The 17,602-nt window shown below is 36.5% G+C and carries 7 protein-coding genes; 4 read left to right on the top strand and 3 right to left on the bottom strand.

Annotated features, from left to right (window positions below):
- The first annotated feature begins 55 nt into the window (after positions 1–55).
- The 4 genes from VB713_RS01060 (at position 56) to VB713_RS01075 (ending at position 3,418) form a co-directional block, all read left to right on the top strand.
- On the top strand, positions 56–277 hold the full coding sequence (locus VB713_RS01060; protein ID WP_323309733.1) for an MbtH family protein: 222 nt from the start codon (positions 56–58) through the stop codon (positions 275–277).
- 64 nt (positions 278–341) lie between these two features.
- A complete protein-coding gene (locus VB713_RS01065; protein ID WP_323309734.1) occupies positions 342–1,079 on the top strand; it encodes a glycosyltransferase family 32 protein in 738 nt (245 codons plus the stop codon).
- 60 nt (positions 1,080–1,139) lie between these two features.
- On the top strand, positions 1,140–2,000 hold the full coding sequence (locus VB713_RS01070) for a cupin-like domain-containing protein (RefSeq protein ID WP_323309735.1): 861 nt from the start codon (positions 1,140–1,142) through the stop codon (positions 1,998–2,000).
- Positions 2,001–2,290: 290 nt separating this feature from the next.
- The gene (locus VB713_RS01075; RefSeq protein WP_323309736.1) at positions 2,291–3,418 is read left to right on the top strand and encodes an acyltransferase family protein; all 1,128 of its coding nucleotides are present in this window, start codon (positions 2,291–2,293) and stop codon (positions 3,416–3,418) included.
- Between the two features lie 424 nt (positions 3,419–3,842).
- Here the strand turns inward: VB713_RS01075 and VB713_RS01080 are convergent, their stop codons facing one another.
- From VB713_RS01080 to VB713_RS01090, 3 genes are all read right to left on the bottom strand, one after another.
- Positions 3,843–5,045 (bottom strand): macrolide family glycosyltransferase, encoded by a 1,203-nt coding sequence (locus tag VB713_RS01080; RefSeq protein ID WP_323309737.1) that lies wholly within the window; start codon positions 5,043–5,045, stop codon positions 3,843–3,845.
- Between the two features lie 415 nt (positions 5,046–5,460).
- Positions 5,461–6,510 (bottom strand): NAD-dependent epimerase/dehydratase family protein, encoded by a 1,050-nt coding sequence (locus VB713_RS01085; RefSeq protein WP_323309738.1) that lies wholly within the window; start codon positions 6,508–6,510, stop codon positions 5,461–5,463.
- Positions 6,511–6,515: 5 nt separating this feature from the next.
- Complete coding sequence (locus VB713_RS01090; protein ID WP_323309739.1) at positions 6,516–17,489, bottom strand: non-ribosomal peptide synthetase; 10,974 nt, start codon at positions 17,487–17,489, stop codon at positions 6,516–6,518.
- Positions 17,490–17,602 lie beyond the last annotated feature (113 nt).

Below are 17,602 nucleotides of genomic sequence, written 5' to 3' on the forward strand. Positions count from 1 at the left end.
ATTCTGTCTTATTACTTATATAATCCAATCAATAAGATCAAGGAAATAAAAAACCATGAGTAACAACGAACAAAACGACGAAACTATCTATCTTGTAGTAGTCAATCATGAAGAACAATATTCAATTTGGCCTAAATGGAAACAGGAACTACCATTAGGGTGGAAATCTGTAGGCAAAGAAGGACTTAAAACTGAATGTTTAGCTTATATCGAAGAAGTATGGACGGATATGCGTCCTTTAAGTTTACGTCAAGCCATGCAAGAATCATCAAAATAAACAACTAATAATCAGGGAATAGATTAATTACTAATTACCTATTCCCAATTAACCAACTAAATCTATGAGCAAAATTCCCAAAATTATCCATCAGATTTTTTTTCTAGGAGAAGCAGCAGTACCAGAAAAATATCGTCTTTATCATCAAACGGTTTTGCAAAATCATCCTGATTGGGAACATCAATTTTGGGATGAAGCCAAAGCCAGAAAATTTATGGAATCAAATTATTCCTGGTTTCTACCAATATTTGATGCTTATCCCCATGATATTCAACGTCGTGATGCTATCCGTTATTTTATCCTTGATCACTACGGTGGATTTTATCTGGATATGGATGTTGAATCCCTTAAACCACTTGATGATTTATTAGCAGATTTTGAGCTTGTGTTATCAAAGTTAGTAGCCTTTAGTAATGCAATTATGGGCAGTATTCCTAAACATCCCCTCTGGCTGACAGTATTTGAAGAATTAAAAAAACGTCAACATAATTTAGACAATAAAACCATGCCTTTTTATGTCGGCTACAGTACCGGACCAATTATGTTAAATGATTGTGTAGTAGCAGGGAAATTTCATGAAAGTTCCACTGTTCTGGTCTGCCCAGGATACATTTTTGAACCAAATGCACCAATGGAACTGAATGGTAAAATCTTCAAAAGTCGGCAGACATCAGAAACTTATACAATACACCACATGACTACTTCTTGGTTGTCTAAAAAAGACCAAGTAGCTAGAGTTTTATTCGGTATAGTTTTAGAGCCATATTGGTTTTTTCGCTCTTTGGTACAAAGTAAAGTGTAATTATTTCATAATATCTTCTTAACCTACTAAAAGTTCGACTTTAATCGCCAGGAAAAATTTATGAATATCAGTGTACAAAATAATTTTGACAAAACACTAAATCAGATTGAGCGCATTTATCAACCTACATTAGATGAGTTTAAACAAAAAATATTTCCTTCCAGAAAACCAGTGATTATTACTGGTAAAATAACTGATTGGAAAGCATATTCTTCATGGTCAGTTGATTATTTAAATAATGCTGTAGGTAATAAAAAAATTAATGTCAACTTTTCCAAAAACAAGATATTCAATTTTGATCCTAAGATAGATTTTACTGTACCTAGTAAAGAAATGAAATTTACTGACTTCACCGATTGGATTGTTGAGAAAAAGACAAAAGACGAATACTATTATCTCCAGCAAAGTCCGATTAAAGACACCTTTCCCGAACTGGTTTCAGATATTGAAGTTCCAGATTATATTGATCAAAAATTATTCATTATTGCAAATCTGTGGATAGGTGCTGGCGGTAATGTCTCACAATTACATTATGATATGTCAGAAAACTTATTAGCTCAGGTGCGTGGTCACAAGCGGATTTTACTGTTTGCACCGAAAGAAACTTCTCTGCTATATCCTTTTCCAGCACATTCAAAAATACCACACATGAGCCAATTAAATATTGAGCAACTTGACACTGATAAATTTCCTAAATTTCAAAAAGCAAAATATATAGAGTGCGTGCTTGAGCCAGGTGAAATGCTTTTTATTCCAGCTTTTTGGTGGCACCAAGTTTACTCTCTCGACCAACTAAATATTTCTATCAACTTCTGGTGGAAAACTAATTTTAAAGAATATTTAACACCACCAGGAAGACGCTTGGTATCACAGATACCTGGTCTAATTTGGCAAAATATTAAGAATTTCGCCGGAGTTTAATCTCTTTTTCTTCCTCTGTGATTTCTGCACCTGTAGTGGTATGGCTTGCGCCACCATTCGCGGACGTAAAAAAATTCCGTTCAAAACTCAAATAGAAGTCCTATATTATCTAATTATTTGATGAGAGTTTAGTTGACTGAAAAAGATTTAGATAGTTATTGATAAAAGTAGTAAATATAAATTTTTACTGAAGATGGAAATATTCTTGCCTGTAATTTTCATGTTTATTTTACCCGCAATGACCACTTTGATTGACAGAGAAAATCTATTTTAATCGTCAGGGAAAATTTATGACTATCACTACATCTGTTATGAACTCATCTAACTCCAATTTAGAAAAAATTTACGCCTTTGATTATCTCAGAGCTATCAGTTGTATTTTTGTGATTGCATTACATAGCAATATAAGTTGCATATTTGAAGGATATCAAAGAATACATAGTTTCCTGATTTATAACGTATTTGATTTAGCTGTTCCCCTGTTTTTTCAAATATCTTTAATTCTGTTTTTTTTAAAGAGAGAAAGCCAACCAGATTATTTTCGCAAAAAAAGATTGTTTAAATTACTTAAACTTTATATTTTTTGGGGTTTGTTTTTTCAGCTATTTTCCTTGACATTGCAATTAAACAAAATATATTTAATTTCTATTAAAGATTTAATGACTATCCAAATTAATATCCAAGAAATTATAATTTTTATTATTTCAAATGGGAACTCAATTTTCTATTTTTTGTTTTCTTTATTTCTAATGACTGCTTTAGCTGAATTATTTGTTTTTTCTCTTGAAATTAATCAAAAGAATAAGCATATAAATCCTGATGTTATATCTTATATTCTTTTAATTTTGTCTTGTGTGATTCTTTTTAGTTTGCCCTTAATTCATATCACACTTGGTGAAAAGTTTTCTCTTTTAACTAAGGTAGAAAATCCTTTTAATTTTATACCTTATATATTTTCATCTTTTTTAATTAGCAAATCTTTATCACAAAAAGAAATAGAATCTAATTACAATCTCAATAGTCCACAGATTTGGTCTTTAATAATTCTATTCTTCTGCTTTTTCTTCATTGAATGGGGATATTTTAACCAGCCTATATGGGTTTGGATTTCCGATGATGCTACTAAAGAAGGTTTACCAATTTATTCTAGAGTATCTTTAGTTCTTTGCTCTTGGTTAATTACGGTAATTTCTTTTAAAATCACATCTTCACCTCCTTTTTTAATTAAGTTAATATCTAATTTTTCTCTTGGTATTTATTGCCTACATACATTCTTAATATTGTCAATTATTCGATTATTCCCAGAAGGTCATTATCCTTATTATGTTTATTATTTAATATTTTTTGCAATATTTATATTCACAATTTACATTACTAAAATTATGAGAAATTTCCAAATTTTTCAAGATATTATATAGCTTACGTTCTCAAAAAATATTATCGCAGTATCTACTTGAGTGAGATACAGTCAGGAAATTACAAAACCTGTAGCAATACTGTTCGGTTAAGGGTAAGACTTTGTTATATCGTAGGTTGGGTTGTTCGCGTTAGCGTTGCGAAGCAATGGAACGTATCCCTGACGGGAGGCGAAGCCATAACCCAACTAAATCCTTTGTAATGTTGGGTTTCGCTGTCGCTCAACCCAACCTACATTTCCTTAACTGACAAGTATTGAAACCTGTAAGGACGGGAAAACCTGCCCTCGATTGTATTGTATCCGACCGATAACCGCCATAATGTTTTATGAGGAATCTAAAATCTGAGATCCCAAAGGAAAAATTTTTAAAACATCTTGTAATTTCGATATCTGATAGCAGGCGTTTCGCCATCTTCTAATTGCTGTCAAGAGTTTTTATCATACACATATCGCCAAATTTCATCCACTGCTCGTTTTACCCCTCCAGCCGCACGACAAGCATCACCTAAAAGACCACTATTGACTCGAAAAGAACTATCATCAAAAATCTGTTGTGCTGTCTGTTGCAAATTTTCTACAGTAACATCTTCTAACATCATCATAATTCCTGCACCCTGTTCCTGAATCCGACGGGAAATTATTTCCTGTTCATAAGTTTGAGGGACTGCAATCATAGGTACTGCATACCAAGCAGCTTCCCTTGCACCGCCACCTGCTCCGTGCATAATGAATAAACTGGCGCGTTCTAATATTTTTAATTGAGGAACAGTTCCAGTCGGTCGAATAATAAAATTATCTGGGATATCTCCTAACAACGTTATATCCACAAATGGACTTAATATCATCACTATTTGAGCATCTGTATTACCAAAGGCTTGAATACAACTGCGATAGAATTCTACACCTGGATCATGAATATTGCCAAAGGAAATTAGAATCAACTTGTCTTGTTGCAGTTGTTCCATGGGAAAATCATATTCCATTCCTCGGACTGGATTACAAGGGCCAACAAAATGAAAACTCTGGTCAAATTTATCTCGATAAGGTTGGAGTTCCGGTGGCAAATAACATAAGTTTAGCGGTTCAATATTGGTAAAGGTATCCACAAATTTAATTGATGGTACACCGTAAGTTGTTCGTAGTTCTCGCTGATATTGACGATAATGTTTCATCCCAGCAGCAGCCTGTTTTAAAAATCCTGGTAGTTTCTTTCTTAGCCAAGGACATTCATAGAAACTTTCAGGAGTAAACGCTGCTGTAGCAATGGAATTAATAGCGGGAATATTCAAGATTTGGGCTACTAATCTGCCCCAAAGACAGAGGGAATCGTGAATAATATAATCTGGCTTTTCTGCACGTACTGACTCAAGCAGTGCTGGTAACATTTGATGAGCGCACCAAGTCAGAGAAGGGACTAAAGACATTTCATTTTCTGCTGGTGGTGCTGTTTCGGGATTTAGCGGTGGATAAGAACGAAATTTAGCACCAAAAGACTCGATTTCTGCTTGAAAATTAGCCACTTCATAGTAAATTACGTCTTCACCTCTGTGAATTAATTCTTTTACTAATCCCAATGTGGGGATAACATGACCGGCTGCGGAAACGTTGAAAAATACTACACGACTCATATTTAAATTACCTGTAAATTACCTGTTGTATATAGAAAGTTGTCAGGTTTTATCCTGATAAAGACAGGGGTTTTACCGCTCCCCTTATGGAGAAGAAATATTAATTTAATTTTTGTAGGTTGGGTAGAACGAAGTGAAACCCAACATTAGCGGTAGGATATACTAAAAACGGGTTAAAAGTGTCATTCTGTAGCTTGCTTCCCGTAGGGTACGAAGTGTTCCGAAGGGATACGCTGCACTACGTTAAGTATGGCTACGCCCTCGTCAGGGATACAGTATGACATAAGTCCAAATTTCACCCATTTGCAGTATAACAAGGAGTGTTGGGTTTCACTTCGTTCTACCCAACCTACAATAAATGTTTTTTTACATAAAGGAAACGGTAGAGCCATTTTTTGATAGCAGCTTAATTCATTTAGATTTTATCTCTCCAAGCAGCAACAATATCAGCAAAGATTGAGTTTAAGGATTTGGTAATTTGCCAATTAGGATAATGGTTTTTAATTTTGCCTAAATCGCTGTAGTAACAGATATGATCACCTTCCCGATTTATTGGTACATACTCATATAGCATTGGTTTATTTGTTAATGCAGTCACGATTTCAAAAGCTTCTAATATTGAACAGGTATTTTCTTTTCCCCCGCCTAAATTATAAACTTCGCCGCTACGTGGTGCTGCCATAAATTCTTCTATAAAACGGGTAACATCATAAGCATGGATATTATCTCGGACTTGTTTACCTTGATATCCAAATATTTTGTAAGTACGATCTTCTAAATTACATTTGACTAAATAACTCAAAAAACCGTGCAGTTCTACACCAGAATGATTAGGGCCTGTTAGACAGCCTCCACGTAAACAGCAGGTTTTTAAGCCAAAATAGCGCCCATATTCTTGAACCATAATATCGGCTGCAAGTTTAGAAGCACCAAATAGAGAGTGTTTTGATTGATCAATACGAAAAGATTCGGGTATACCATGCTGATAAGTAGGATCAGCATAATCCCAACGGGTTGCTAACTCCAGCATGGGGATTTCATTTGGTGCATCACCATAAACTTTGTTGGTTGACAGATGCACAAAGGGGACTGAGGGGACAAATTGCCTAGTTGCTTCTAAAAGGTTGAGTGTGCCTACAGCATTGGTATCAAAGTCATCAAAAGGGATTTTGGCGGCTAGATCATGACTGGGTTGGGCGGCTGTATGCACGATCGCATCTGGTCTAAGACTACCCATTAAGTCTAAGATAGCGGTGCGATCGCGGATATCAATTTCATGATGCACAAAACCCTTAATTTTCAACTCTAGCCGTTGTTGATTCCAACGAGTATCCCCTTGATTACCAAAAAATATGGCTCTTTGATTATTATCAATACCGTGAATTGCCCAATCTTTTCGGGCGAAATATTCACAGACTTCCGAACCAATTAATCCCGATGATCCAGTGACAAGTAGTTTTTTCATGTTGGTTAATTTCGTTGCTGATTGGCTTGTAGTAGTTGGGCTTTTTCTTCTGGTGTCATGCGTTTGAGACGTAAAAAGGCTTTAGCAATTTTTTCTGTATTTCCTGATTTGGTTTCTCTTTCTACAAGAATTGGTGCTATTTCTTCAATAGTTACAGCATCAAATAGTTCTTTTAATGCCAAATCAACGGCAAATATTTTTTTAATCCGTCCATGAAATTGCCCAGCTAAAAGCGAATGTCCCCCCAAATGAAAGAAGTTATCTTTTACACCCACTTTTTCAACTTTGAGTAATTCTTGCCACATTTCTACTAATGCTTCTTCAATGAGATTTCTGGGTGCTAAATAATCTACTCGTGTATCTGCTTGAGTAGGTGCGGGCAAAGCACGACGATTTACCTTATTATTAGCGGTAAGAGGCATAGTATCTAAAAACACCCAAGCCGCAGGTATCATATAATCGGGTAATTTGCCTGAGAGATATAAGCGCAGGGTTTCTATTGTTGGTATTTCGCTATCAGATTTAGCCACTAAATAAGCCACAAGCTTTTGATCTGTAGAAGTCTCACCAATTGCTTGGACAATAGCTTGAGTAATGGCTGGATGACTTTCTAGAACAGTTTCAATTTCTCCCAACTCAATGCGATAACCACGAATTTTGACTTGATAATCAAGTCTTCCTAAAAACTCAATTTCTCCATTTGGTAGCCACCGCGCTAAATCTCCAGTGCGATACAAACGTTCTCCAGGTTGTTGTGAAAATAGGTTGGGTATAAATGTTGTTGATGTCAGGGCTGGGTTGCCACAATAGCCTCGCGCTAGTCCCATGCCACCAATATACAATTCACCAACAATTCCTGCTGGTAGTGGATTTAAACCACTGTCCAGAATATACAAAGATGTGTTAGCAATTCCCTGACCAATAGAAAGGGCATCTTCTGGTTGCTGTACCTGATTTATTGCTGACCAAATAGTAGTTTCTGTTGGTCCATAAACGTTCCACAGATTGACCTTTAATTCGAGAAGAGAAGCGGCTAATTCTAATGGCATTGCTTCCCCACCACAGAGGGCGCAAAAATTATTTTGTGGTTGCCAATCTGCTGTTAATAGTAATCTCCAAGTGGTCGGAGTGGCTTGCATGATTGTTGCTTGGTTTTGCTGCAACAATTGAGATAATTTAAATCCATCCTGGGTTGTTTCTTTGTCAGCTAGGATTAATTTTGCACCGCTAATTAAGGGTAAAAATAGTTCTAGACCGGCAATATCAAAGGAAATTGTTGTTACCGCCACTAAGGTATCAGCCGCAGTTAATTGTAGTTTGGCTTGGAAACTGAGGAGAAAATTTGCTAAGGATTGATGTTGAATTTGCACTCCTTTGGGTCTGCCAGTCGAACCAGAAGTGTAAATTGTGTATGCTAAATCTAAGGGTGTTTGCGGTGGGGAAATGACTGTTGAATGTTGTGGTATTGCTTCTAGTAAGAGGATTTGGGCTGATGATGGGGGTATGTGGGGGGCAAGTTGAGATTCTGTGAGGACTACCGTAGCTTGACTATCATCCAGTATCCATTGTAAGCGATCGCTTCGCTCGCCGGAGGCATCGCTTGAGAAGGCTGGATCTAGTGGTAAGTAAGCCGCACCAGCTTTCATAATTCCTAACAATGCTATGACTAAACCTGCATGGCGTTCTAAACATACAGCTACTAATGTTTCTCGTCTGACTCCTAGCTGGATTAATGCTTGGGCAATTTGATCAGATTTCTCATCTAATTCACGATATGTTAACCATTTTTTACCTTGGAGAATGGCGGGAGAGTCGGGATTTTGGAGGACTTGTCTATTAAATAAATCTAGGATTGTGGTGATTGGTAATGGGTGATTGGTAATTGGTAGAACAGGTGAAGTTTTGAGACTAAGTTCACCAATATATTGTGGTGATTTGGTGGCAAAGGTGGTTAAGATATGCTTGAGTTGCTGTAATAATTGTTCCCGTTCTTTTACTGTTCCTATATTTTTTTGGAAAGCAATTTTTAGGGTTAAATCTTTTCCTGGTAAGGCGTAGAGACTGACAGGATAATGATTTTTCTCTAAAGATTCTACACCATTAATTACTAATTCACCGGGTTGGTTACGTAAGTTTTCGCCTACGGGGTAATTTTCATAAACCACAATAGACTCAAATAAAGATTCACCTCTGTTAATATCACTCCAACCTTGAATATCTACCAAGCGACTGTAGGAATATTCATTGATGGATAAAATGCGATCGCCTACTTCTTTTAACCATTGTTGTATAGGTGTAGCTGCATTGAATTTTAACCGCAAAGGTAAGGTATTAATAAATAAACCTACCATCTCACTAAAACCTGATAATTCTGTTGTTCTTCCGGAAACTGTTACACCAAAAACAACTTCATCAACACCGCTATATTTACTCAATAAAATCCCCCAAGCGGCTTGAACTAAAGTATTGACTGTGATTTGATTTTTATTGGCGTAGGTTTTTAGTTGTGTGTAAATTTCCGGGATAATAGTACCTTCTAAAACTTGATAATCGGCAACATCAGCAGATTTTTGAGTAGTTAATCCTAAGCTAGTTGCAGACTGTAAATCGGCTAACTCTTGCCGCCAAAATGCTTCCGCTGCATGAGTTTCTTTTTGATTTAACCAGACAATAAAATCTCGATAATTTGGTGCTGGTGGTAAATTAAGAACTTGATGATTTTGTTGTGCTTGATAAAAGGCAATGACATCGCCAAAAACCAGAGGTAAAGACCAACCATCTAACAATATATGATGATGAGTCCAACAGAATCGCCATTTTTGAGCTTCTGTTCTCACTAAAGTTAAGCGCATTAAAGGCGCTGTTTCTGTGGATAAGTTTTGTTGACGGTCATTTGTTAATAGATTCGTCCATTTTTGCTCTAATTCATCAACCGCCAAATTCTGCCAATCTTCGACGATAAAGGGCAAATCCACACTATTATGCACTCTAGCTACAGGACGGGGAAGTGATTGCCAAATAAAGGAAGTACGCAAGCTAGAATGACGGTTAATGCAGCTTTCCCAAGCAGTTTTAAATATTTCTACATTCAGATTTCCGGCAATATTACCTGTTACCTGTTGCAGGTAAATATCTTTCTCGGTTTCATAATTAGCATGGAAAAGAATACCTTCTTGAACTGGTGCTAGAGGATAAATATTTTCTAAATCTGTAATTTCCTTGACAGCGATATTTAATTGTTCCTGAGTTAAATTAACCAAAGGAAAATCTCCAGGTTGCCAACTTTCAGCTTGATGATCACTAGCTGTTAATAAATCCCGTAAACATCTTTGGTAACTATTTACTAAATTGTGAATAGTTGCTTCTTGATGTAAGTCTTTACTAAAACCAAATCGCATTTGCAATTTACCGTTAGCAATCAAACCAGTTATTTCTAACTGAAAAGCACGTTGATTTTCTGGATGTCGAGAAATTCCTGTATCTTCAACAGCAGGTGTAAATGGTGCATCTGGTGCAATTTGTTCGTCAAATTGTCCCAAGTAGTTAAAGATAATCCCTTGGGGAATTGGTGGTAAAACCGCAGCATATTCTGGTTTTTGACTGAGAATACCGTAAGAAAAACCATTATTTGGTAAGTTTTTGAGATGTTCTTTAATGGTGGCTAAATTATCTAAAATGTCGCCATCTGTCTTGGTTAATTTGCAAGGGAATAAAGATGTAAACCAGCCGACAGCATCAGATATATCTAAAGTGCTTTCTCTACCATGACTTTCCAATGCAATGACAATTTCTGATTTACCAGTCCATTCGCTAACTGCTATCAAAAGTGCTGTGAGGAGAACTTCCTGGATACGTGCTTTGCAGGTGCGGGGAATATCAAATAATAGTTTATCCGTTTCTGCTTTGGTGAAATTACACTCAATTTGTGTTGCAGAAATCTCTTTATTATCTGCTATTCTTATATCTCCTGCGTCGCCACGCAAGCTATCAGGAAAATTCAACGGTAATGTGAAATTATCTACTGTTTGTTGTTTCCAGAAATCAACATCTTTTTCCCAAGTATCATTTTCAATGGTTTGTTGTAAATAATGACTCCATTGAGGAAAACTCGCACTCTGTTTTTGTAAAGATTGATTTTGTAAAGATTGAGGAATATTTCCAGAAACTTTCGCTGCTAAATCTTGCAAAATCACACGCCAAGAAACACCATCAACTATCAGGTGGTGAATAATCAATAATAGTTTATCGGCTGTGTTTTCTGGTGTTTGGAAATAGACAGCACGGAAAAGATTACCAGTTTCTAAGTTAAGTTGGCTTTGAAAATTTGTGGCTATGGTTTGCAGTTGGGCAGATAATTCAGTTTCAGGAATATCTGTTAAATTGACAATATCAAAATTTACACCTTGACTATGACTATCTAATTCCTGTATCCAACCTGTTGCTGTTTGGCGGAATTTCAACCTGAAGACTGGATGCTTTTTAGCTATTTGATTTAAAGCAGTTGGGAATTGGGCAATATTAAATTGTGGTTTGATATCCAATAAAATAGCCTGATTCCAATGTTCAGGATAAGCTAAAGATTGTTGGAAGAACCAATTTTGAATGGGAGTTAAAGGAATTTCCCCTTGTTTAATAGTTGGTAAGTTTGCCGATTGATGATCAACTTTTTTGACATGATTAGCCAAATCACATACTTGGGGATGCTTAAATAAATCTTGAGGTGTGAAATAAAAACCTAAATCCCTGGCTTTAGCAATAATTTGTAATCCAATAATTGAATCTCCACCTAATTCAAAAAAGTTATCATTCACACCAACACGGGATACTTGTAATACCTGTTCCCAAAGTTGAGTTAAAATCTTTTCTGTTTCATTTTGTGGGGAGATATATTCGTCTCTTGTTGTTTCTGCAATTTCTGGATTGGGTAAAGAATTTAGATCAATTTTACCATTTGGTAATAATGGCCAGTTTTCAATCTCCACCAAGAAAGCGGGAATCATGTAATCAGGAAGAATCTGTGCTAGTTCCAAACGCAGAACTTTTTGCCAATTTGTGATTGTTTCTTGGAGTTGCAAATAAGCAATCAGCCGATTTGGTTTTCCTGGAGTAGTAATTGCTTTAACTACTGCACGATTCACCCAAGTTTGTTGTTCTAAAGCTGCGACAATTTCACCAGTTTCGATGCGGAAACCGCGAATTTTCACCTGTTGATCTGCACGTCCTAGAAATTCTATTTTACCATCTGGTAAGTACCGAGCGCGATCGCCTGTACGATACATTCTCTCCCCGGCAACAAAAGGATCGGGTAAAAACCGTTCCCCAGTCATCCCCGGTGCATTCCAGTAACCACGCGCTAATTGACATCCAGATACAAATAACTCTCCTGGTGTCCCCACAGGTACAGGTTGCATACGGGAATTAAGAACATATAACCTGGTATTTTTGACCGATTCACCAATGGGAATAATCTCAGCATTTTCATTTTCTCGACAATCATGAAAAGCCACATCAATTGCTGTTTCTGCTGGGCCATAAAGATTGACTAAAGGAATGGCTAATTTTTCTTTAAACTCATGCCAAGTCCGTTTTTTCAGTGCTTCTCCACCACTAAACACCAACCGTAAACTACCACATTGAGAAAATCCAGGTTCATCTAAAATTATTTTTAATAAACTGGGTACTAATTGCAGCAACGTGACATTTTTTTGTTGTATTATTTTCACCAAATAAGCTGGATCTTGATGTCCTCCTGGTTTAGCCATAACCAGTTTTGCACCCACCATTAAAGGTGTCCAAAATTCCCACACGGAAGCATCAAAACTAAATGGTGTTTTTTGCAGAACTACATCATTATTATTAACTGCAAAATTCTCTAAAAACCAATTTTGGTGATAGGCTAATGCTTGGTGAGAAACAGCTACGCCTTTTGGTCTACCAGTTGAACCAGAAGTAAAAATGATATAGGCAATATTGTCAGGAAAAACGGTAATGTCTAAGTTGTTAGTAGCTTGGGTTGCTATTTCTTCTTTGTGAATATCCAGGTAAATAGTTTCACCATAATTTACCTTTAATTCTGACCGAGTTAGCAATAAGTTAACCTTGCCATCTTCCAACATAGATTGGATACGCGCGGTGGGATAATGGGGGTCTATCGGTACATAACAACCACCTGCCTTCAAGACACCTAGCATGGCACAAACCATATCTAGAGAACGTTCTAAGCAAATACCTACAGGTTTTTCTTGACTAATACCATGCTTTTGTAAAAACCGCGCTAATTGATTAGCTTTTTGATTTAATTGCTGATATGTCCAAACTTCTCCTTCACAAACAACTGCAATAGAATCAGGATTTGCGGCAGCTTGTTGATTGACAATTTCATGAATTGGGGTAATTTTTAATTGATCATGGGTGAAAATTTCCCTATCGGTTGGTAAATATTCTCTATTAACATGGGGATTTTTACTCAATAATTCGGCACTGGTTTGATAGTAATTAGCTATGGTAGCGATTTGTGATTTAGTCAATTCCTGACTGTTATAGGTAATATTTAAACTGATGTTAACAGCAGCTACTTCTTCACTCCAACTAACTGCAAAGGGAATATTTGTTTCATCTAAGGATACGGATTGGATTAATTCTACTTCTCGCCAATTGAGTAATCCTTTGTAAACATGAAAATGCACGAAGTTAAAGGAAGTTTCATAGAAGGGTTGATTACCATTTAGCCGTTGCAATTCTGCTAAAGGAAAACGACGATTTGGCATTAATGCTTGTTCAGCACGCCATGTTTCCTTAATCAAATCTACCCAAGAACCATGAGGTAATTTTAATCGTAATGGCAAGGTATTCAAAAATAGACCTAAAATGCGATCGCTATCTGTTTCATCTGGTCTACCATTGCTTACCAAGCCTGTAACGACTTCTTCCTCTCCTGAAACAACAGCTAAAATATGCAGATGCAATGCTAACAACACAGTCCGTAAAGGTACACCCAATTGATGAGATACATCTTTTAAACCTTGGGAAATTGTATCTGATAAAGTTATATCAACTTTCCCCATATTTGACTGTGATGTTGGGGAAACTGTCACGGGTAAACGGGGTATTTTAGTAAAGGGAATTTCCGTCAGTTGTTGTTGCCAAAATTCCCTTATTTTCTGATCTTTTAAAGCCTCTTGTTCTAAAGCAATAAAGCGAGAATATTCTAAATTAGGTGCAGGAGGTAAGGCAGGTACACCTCTATCCATTAAGTGCAGATATAACCCTGTCAATTCTGCTAAAAAGTTGGCTAAACTCCAGCCGTCCATAATAGCATGATGCAAAGTAAAGGTTGCTTCCATCACATTTTCATCTAGCTGATGAACATGAAAACGCATTAACGGTGCAGTCTGATAATCAAACCGATTCCTCCGTTCTTGGTCAATAAAAGTTTTGATATAATCATCCTGTGCTGATGACGATAAATTAGTTAAATCTGCAAAGGTGATTTTTGCAGGTACATCTTTAACAACTACCTGAATTGGTTGACTAAATTCAGCTAAATAAAATGCCGTTCTTAATACCCTATGTCTAGCAAACATTTGAGTATAAGCTTGTTCCCAAACTTGCAAATCAAAAGGTATACGAATCCGAAAACTAAAAACATCATGGTAAGTTGTGGAACTCTGAGAATATTCACCATGAAATAACATTCCCGCTTGCAATTGTGCTAAAGGATAAGCATCATCAGCAATATTTTCTAACTTTTCTCTATCTTCAGATGTAATTAAAGCAAAAGATTCTTGATGCCAAACCTGACTTTTTACGGTTGCTGCTGTCTCTAAAAATTCCGCTAATTCCCACAAAACGGGATGGGAAAATATTTGCTCAATTTTTAAGTTTAATCCGGCTGCTTGCGCTAGAGAACAAACCCGAATACTGCGGATAGAATCGCCACCTAAAACAAAATAATTATCAAATCTACCAACCCGATTTACACCTAAAACTTGTTGCCAAATTTCTGCTACTTTCTGCTCAATTTCTGTGGCTGGGGATACAAATTCAATCCCTATATTTTCTCGGTTAATTTCTGGTACAGGTAGAGATTTTCTATCTATTTTACCATTGGGTGTGAGGGGAAATTTATCTAAATAAACTATCTGCGACGGAATCATATAATCTGGTAAAAGCTCTTGCAGATGATTTCGCAAAGTTTCAATAGTTGGTGGTTGTTCAGAACTACAAACCAGATAGGCAATTAACCGTTTTTGATGTGTTTCTGCATCAGATGCCACTATAACAATATTCTCTTGTACAATGGCTTCGCCACGCAAGCTATCACGAAATTGGGAAAGAGCAGTTTCAATTTCACCAATTTCAATGCGGAAACCGCGTATTTTAACTTGGTTATCTATCCGTCCTAAATATTCCAAATCGCCATTAGGCAGAAAACGACCCAAATCCCCTGTCCGATACAAGCGTGAACTTGAGGACAAATGATTTTTAACAAACCTTTCTGCTGTCAATTCTGGACGGTTTAAATAACCACGGGCAACCCCCGCACCACCCACATACATTTCCCCAATTACTCCTGTTGGTAGACGATTTCCATCAGGATCAAGAATATAAAGATGTAAATCGGGAATTGGTTGACCAATTAAACTACCAGATGAATTATCTATATCTTGTTTGCTAATTGGTCTATAGGTAACGTGGACTGTGGTTTCCGTAATTCCATACATATTCACCAAGCGAGTCTGATTTTCTCCATAGTTTTCAAACCAAGGACGCAAACTGGGGAGATTCAACGCTTCACCACCAAAAATGATGTAGCGTAAACTTGATAAATTATAATGAATGTTTCTGGAAGCTAGTAATTGGAGAAAGGCTGAGGGAGTTTGATTCAGAACAGTAACTCGCTCATTTTGTAGCAATTCTAAAAAGCTTTGAGGGTCACGACTGACACAATGAGGAACAATGACTAATTTTCCACCATAAAACAAAGCTCCCCAAATTTCCCACACAGAAAAGTCAAAAGCAAAGGAATGGAAGAATGTCCAAACATCCTGTTCTTTAAATTCAAACCAATGTTCTGTACTCTTAAATAATCGGGTGAGATTTTTTTGAGTAACTAATACACCTTTGGGTTTTCCCGTCGAACCAGATGTATAAATAATATAGGCTCCTGAATCTGGCTCAACATTATTTACATTTAAAGGTTCTGTACTGAGGTTGAAATAGGGTGCATCTTCTGCATCTAAACAAATTTTAGTGATTGAATCTGGAAATTTTTCACTAATATTAGTTGTGGTGAGAATTAATTCTGCTTCACAGTCAGTAATAGTAAATTCAATTCTATCATCAGGATATGCCGGATCAACAGGAACATAAACTCCTCCTGCTTTGACTACAGCTAACATGGCTATAATCATTTCTGGGGAACGTTCCAAACAAATTACTACTCGTTTTTCCGCACTAATTCCTAATGATTGTAAATATCTAGCTATGCGGTTAGAACGACGGTCTAATTCTTGATATGTGAGGCTTTCATTGTCATAGGTTATAGCAATTCGTTCTGGATATTTCTTAACGGTTTCTGTGAAAATTTCGACGATAGTAATTGTTGTCTGTTCATTATTTGCTTTTCTCTGTTCTCTCTCTTCATACCCCAGCAATGATAAAGATTGCAAAGGTGCTTGAGAATTATTGGCCATGTTTAACAGCAAATTGGTAAACTGGTCTAGCAATAATTTCATAGTTACTGCCTCAAAACGAGCAGCATTGTAACTTAATTTCAGAGAGATTACCTCCCCAGGAACGACTACTAAAGTTAAGGGATAATGGGTAGTTTCAGAAAAAGATGACTCTGATACATTTAAGCCAAAGTCTTCTGTTTTTAAGGATTTGTCAAAGGGAAAATTTTCAAAAGCCAGCAAACTTTCAAACATTTGTTGTCCACGAGAAACATTACTCCAGCTTTGAATATCTGATAAACTGGTGTGTTCAAACTGACGCATTAAAGCTGCTCTAGTTTGCAATTTTTGTAACCAAGATTCCAGAGTTTCTTCTCCAGATATCAAAACCCGAAATGGTAAGGTATTAATAAAGGGTCCAATCATCCCTTCTACCCCTGGCAATTCTGGAGGTCTTCCTGCTACTGTAATTCCATAAACAATGTCTGTAGTCCGACTATAGCGATTCAGTAATATTGCCCAAGCTCCTTGAATTACAGTGTTAAGAGTGACGCTACATTTACGGGCTAATTTTTGTAAAAATGCGGTATTTTCTGGCGATAATATTTGGTTGATTTCTCCACCTTTAAATGTGTGACTGACTTTGGTTTTAGAAGTCATTAATAATGGGGTAGCACTTTCAAAGTCACCCATATATTCACGCCAAAAAGATTCACCATCTTGAGGATTTTTCCGTTTTAACCAAGCAATAAAATCACCGTAAGGGCGGACATTAGGTAGGGAAATATTTTTATTTTCTCTGGCTGCTTTATGCAACATCAAAAATTCTCGAAGTAGAATAGGCCAAGACCAACCATCTAAAATTAAGTGGTGATGACTCCATATTAAATGCCAGGAATCTTCCTCTAGTCGAATTAAACTAACTCGCATTAAGGGGGGACGATTGAGAATGAATCCCTGTCGTTTATCTGCTTCTAAAAATTCTTGGAGTCGGGTTTTTTGTGCTGTTTTACTTAATCCCCGCCAATCTTCTTCTGTTATGTTAAATACGAGATTACGGAATACAATTTGTACTGGTTCTGTTTGTCCTTTGGTAACAATAGCAGTCCGCAAAATGGGGTGGCGATCTACTAAAGTTTGCCAAGCTTGACGTACTGCAACTATAGATACATCTCCTTGTAATTGGCAATGTAATTGTTCAAAATAAACCCCTGATTCTGGTTCGTAGAGGGAATGAAATAATAATCCTTTTTGTAAGGGAGTAAGAGGAAAAATATCTTGGATTTTATCTTTGAGATTTGTCATAATTATCCTTTTGTTTTATTAAAAGCAGAGGGTTAAAAGGCTATAGAACTTGTTCACACTTAGATACCCAACTTCTGACATCAATTTATAATTTATGGACACAATAAATAAAA

The sequence above is a fragment of the Anabaena cylindrica UHCC 0172 genome (assembly GCF_034931625.1).
Lineage (GTDB): Bacteria > Cyanobacteriota > Cyanobacteriia > Cyanobacteriales > Nostocaceae > Anabaena > Anabaena cylindrica_A.